A 610-nucleotide genomic window follows, 5' to 3' on the forward strand; every position below is an offset into this window, starting at 1 on the left:
GAGAACAACCGCGAGACCGGGAAGATCATCGCCCGTTTCCCGGGGCACATGCTCCACCTGGACGTGAAGAAGGTCGGCCAGATCCCCGACGGCGGCGGCTGGCGACTCCACGGCCGAGGCAGCACCCGAGCACGCCATCAGCGCGTGGGCTATACCTACCTGCACTCCGCGATCGACGGCTACTCACGCCTCGCCTACACCGAAGCCCTCGAGAACGAGACCGCAGCAACCACCATCGCCTTCTTCGCCCGGGCCAGGGCATTCTTCGCCGCTCACGGGATCAATCACCTGGTCCGGGTGGTCACCGACAACGGCTCCAACTACCGCGCGAAGACCTTCGTTCGCACCGTGAACGCGCATGCTTCACGGCATCAGCGGACCCGCCCTTACACCCCGCGGCACAACGGGAAAGTCGAGCGCTACCAGCGGATCCTTGCCGAGGAATGCCTCTACGCCCACGCCTTCTACTCCGAAGACGAACGGCGCGAAGCGATCAACATCTGGGTCCACCATTACAACTACCATCGGCCACACACCGCCTGCGCTGATCAGCCCCCGGCCACCCGAGTCCACGAACGTGTCGACAACGTCATGACCTCATACAGCTAGG

Annotated in this window: 1 protein-coding gene; it reads left to right on the forward strand. The window is 64.1% G+C overall.

The window, feature by feature from the left end; genetic code table 11:
- Positions 1 to 609: integrase core domain-containing protein (locus INT51_RS21960; protein WP_193107511.1), on the forward strand; the 609-nt coding region annotated here is incomplete at its 5' end.
- Between the last annotated feature and the right edge of the window lies 1 nt (position 610).

The organism is Brachybacterium sp. FME24 (assembly GCF_014897705.1).
GTDB lineage: Bacteria > Actinomycetota > Actinomycetes > Actinomycetales > Dermabacteraceae > Brachybacterium.